We start from the raw sequence: 2,795 nt of genomic DNA on the forward strand, positions 1-2,795 counted from the left end.
TATGCATGCCGTCCACCGTGCAAACCCCCGGGCGTCCCGCTCCCTTGCCCCCTCGCACTCCCCCACATTCCGGGCGCCGCATTTTTGACACCTTGAAACGGCGTGTGCGATAACTCCCGGTCAGCCTTTTCTCACCACCGCACAAGGAGTGGCAGGCGATGTTCACGGGCGTGAAGGTCTTCTCCGCTACCAAGGCCAAGGAGCGGGAAGAGTTGGGTGAGAACGTCACCCGCTGGATCAAGAGCAACTCCGATCTCGAGATCGTGGACCGGGTCGTCTGCCAGTCCTCCGACAACGAGTTCCACTGCTACACGCTGGTGCTGTTCTACAAGCACGCGAAGCCGGCGGTACCGGCCACAGCGCCTTAACGGACCTCTTCTCCAGCACCGCTTCTTTCGTCGAGGGCCTGATCCCCCCGCACGCGCGGCCTCACAACGCGCGCGGGGAGACCGGGCCTTTCTATTTCCCCATGTTAAGGTGCGCGCCGTGGCGCGCTTCGGTGACGACAACGGGGAGGAAGATCGGCTGCTCCGCACGGATGCCCTCCCGGCCCTGCGCCCGACGCGGGTGCGGGTGCGGCTGGTGGTGCTGTCCGGTCCGGAGGCGGGCCAGAGCTATCCGCTGACCCCCGGGCGCTACCGGCTGGGCGCGGATCCGGCGTCGGACATCGTCATCGCGGACCGGGCCGTGTCCCGCAGCCACCTGCTGCTGGACGTGCGCGAGGACACCATCCAGGCGGTGGACGTGGGCTCGCGCAACGGGTCCTTCTGCGAGGGCATGCGCTTCACCACCCTGGACGTGCGTCCGGGCGCGGTGCTCACGCTGGGCACCACGGAGCTGAAGCTGGTGCCGGAGGGCGAACAGTCGCGCGCCATGCCGCTGTCCACCCGCGAACGCTTCGGGAACCTGGTGGGAACGAGCCGCCGCATGCGGGAGCTGTTCACCCTGCTGGAGCGGCTGGCGCAGGGCGAATCCGACGTGCTCATCCAGGGTGAGACGGGCACCGGCAAGGAGCTGTGCGCGGAGGCCCTGCACACGCACGGGACGCGCTCCAAGGGGCCCTTCGTCATCGTGGACCTGGCGGGCGTGGCGCCGCAGCTCCTGGAGTCGGAGCTGTTCGGCCACGTGAAGGGCGCCTTCACCGGGGCGCAGGCGGACCGCGCGGGCGCCTTCGAGCGCGCGCACGGGGGCACCGTCTTCCTGGACGAGGTGGGGGAGCTGCCCCTGGAGGTGCAGCCCCGGCTGTTGCGCGCGCTGGAGCGGCGGCAGGTGAAGCGCGTGGGCGCCAACGACTACCGCGCGGTGGACGTGCGGGTGGTGGCCGCCACGCACCAGGACCTGGAGGGCGCGGTGAAGGCGGGCCGATTCCGGGGAGACCTGTTCCACCGGCTCGCGGTGCTGCGCGCGACGCTGCCGCCCCTGCGCGAGCGCCCGGAGGACATCCCGCTGCTCATTGACACCGTGCTGGAGCGCATGGGGAAGAAGTCCAGCGCCCTGTCGGATCAGACGCGCGCCCTGCTCACCCAGTACCCGTGGCCGGGCAACGTGCGCGAATTGCGCAACGTGGTGGACCGGGTGGTGAACCTGGGCGAGTCCGCCCTGCCGGACCTGCCGGAGGCGCCCGTCAAGGCAGCCCGCGCGGCGGCGGACCTGGACCCCGAGGACACGCTGTCGCTGTCGTTGGATCTGCCCTTCAAGGAGGCCAAGGAGCGCCTCATCGAAGGCTTCGAGCGCGACTACCTCAAGACGCTGCTGGAGCGGTGCGGCGGCAATGTCTCCAAGGCGTCGCGCGAGGCGGGCATCGACCGCGTCTACCTGCGCAAGCTGCTGCGCAAGCACGGCCTCGCGTCCGGGCCGGACTAGGTTTCGCGAAGCAAGTGCCCTCCCCTGCCCCACTCCCGGGGTGCGGGCGTCGCGCCACGGTTTGCTCCCGGAGTCACGGTCGCAGTGCCCCCCAGGACACTGGGCCTGCCCTACCTCCCGGGGACGCTTGTCGGCGTGGGTTTCCAGCCCATCTTGGAGGGGACCGCGAGGAGGGTGCCATGCGACAGGGACGGGGGATGCTGCTGTTGCTCGGGGGGCTGGGGCTGCTCGCCGCCGCGTGTCAGTCCCGGGGAGGGACGGCCGAGGAGGTACGGACGCCGGGTTCGGCGCTCGCGGTGTTCCCGCTGTCCCGCCTGGAGGCCCTGCCGGAGGGCAGTGGCGGCAGTGGCAGCGCGGGCGAGATGGTGGCCAGCGAGGTGCCCGACTTCTACGGGACCGTCACCGCAGCGGGCAGCCGGGGCTTCACGGTGCGGGATGACGACGGCGTGGAGCGGCCCTTCGAGGTGGCCCCGTCGACGCGCATCCTGCGGGATGGCCAGCGCGTGCCCCGGGCCCAGCTTCGCGAGGGCGTGATGGTGCACACCACCTACGGCGAGCGGCTGGGGAGCTGGGTGGCCACCGACGTGGAGATCTACGCCGGCACGCCGTCACGCGACCTGACCGCGACGGCGACGACAGCGGCACCGACGAAGCGCTAGTAGACGGCGAGCGCCTGCGGCAGGTGGTAACCCACGATGGTGAGCACCGGGATCTTCGGACCCTCGTCCTCTTCGTCGTTCGTCATGCCGGACGTTTCGCGCAGGCCATCGAAGCGCGCGAGGATGACGTAGTCGCGGCGCGTCTCCAGGAACGGATCCGCGGAGGCCAGCCGGCCCAGGGCCTCGCGGCCCGTCTCGTCGGAGATGTTGTCGTAGGTCCGCTCCGTCGTGGACCGGGCGGTGCGCTCGCGCGTGAAGATGGACCCCCCCACC

3 protein-coding genes and 1 pseudogene are annotated in these 2,795 nt (G+C 70.7%); 3 read left to right on the forward strand and 1 reads right to left on the reverse strand.

The genetic code is table 11. The annotated features are described in order from the left end of the window. The first annotated feature begins 158 nt into the window (after positions 1-158). The 3 genes from D7X74_RS40975 to D7X74_RS40985 all read left to right on the forward strand — a co-directional run bounded on the left by D7X74_RS40975 (position 159) and on the right by D7X74_RS40985 (position 2,522). On the forward strand, positions 159-368 hold the full coding sequence (locus D7X74_RS40975) for a hypothetical protein (protein ID WP_120538344.1): 210 nt from the start codon (positions 159-161) through the stop codon (positions 366-368). Between the two features lie 118 nt (positions 369-486). After that, positions 487-1,863 (forward strand): sigma 54-interacting transcriptional regulator, encoded by a 1,377-nt coding sequence (locus D7X74_RS40980; protein ID WP_120538346.1) that lies wholly within the window; start codon positions 487-489, stop codon positions 1,861-1,863. 179 nt (positions 1,864-2,042) lie between these two features. Next, a complete protein-coding gene (locus D7X74_RS40985; protein ID WP_147444229.1) occupies positions 2,043-2,522 on the forward strand; it encodes a hypothetical protein in 480 nt (159 codons plus the stop codon). Here the strand turns inward: D7X74_RS40985 and D7X74_RS40990 are convergent. Beyond that, positions 2,519-2,795 (reverse strand): annotated as a pseudogene (locus D7X74_RS40990) (hypothetical protein); the annotation flags it as partial. The gene D7X74_RS40985 and the pseudogene D7X74_RS40990 overlap by 4 nt on opposite strands.

Origin of the sequence: Corallococcus sp. CA047B (genome assembly GCF_003612065.1) — a bacterium.
Classification (GTDB): domain Bacteria; phylum Myxococcota; class Myxococcia; order Myxococcales; family Myxococcaceae; genus Corallococcus; species Corallococcus praedator.

Coding starts and splice junctions, on each gene's coding strand:
- D7X74_RS40975 (WP_120538344.1), top strand. CDS start 159: ATGTTCACGGGCGTGAAGGTCTTCTCCGCTACCAAGGCCAAGGAGCGG.
- D7X74_RS40985 (WP_147444229.1), top strand. CDS start 2,043: ATGCGACAGGGACGGGGGATGCTGCTGTTGCTCGGGGGGCTGGGGCTG.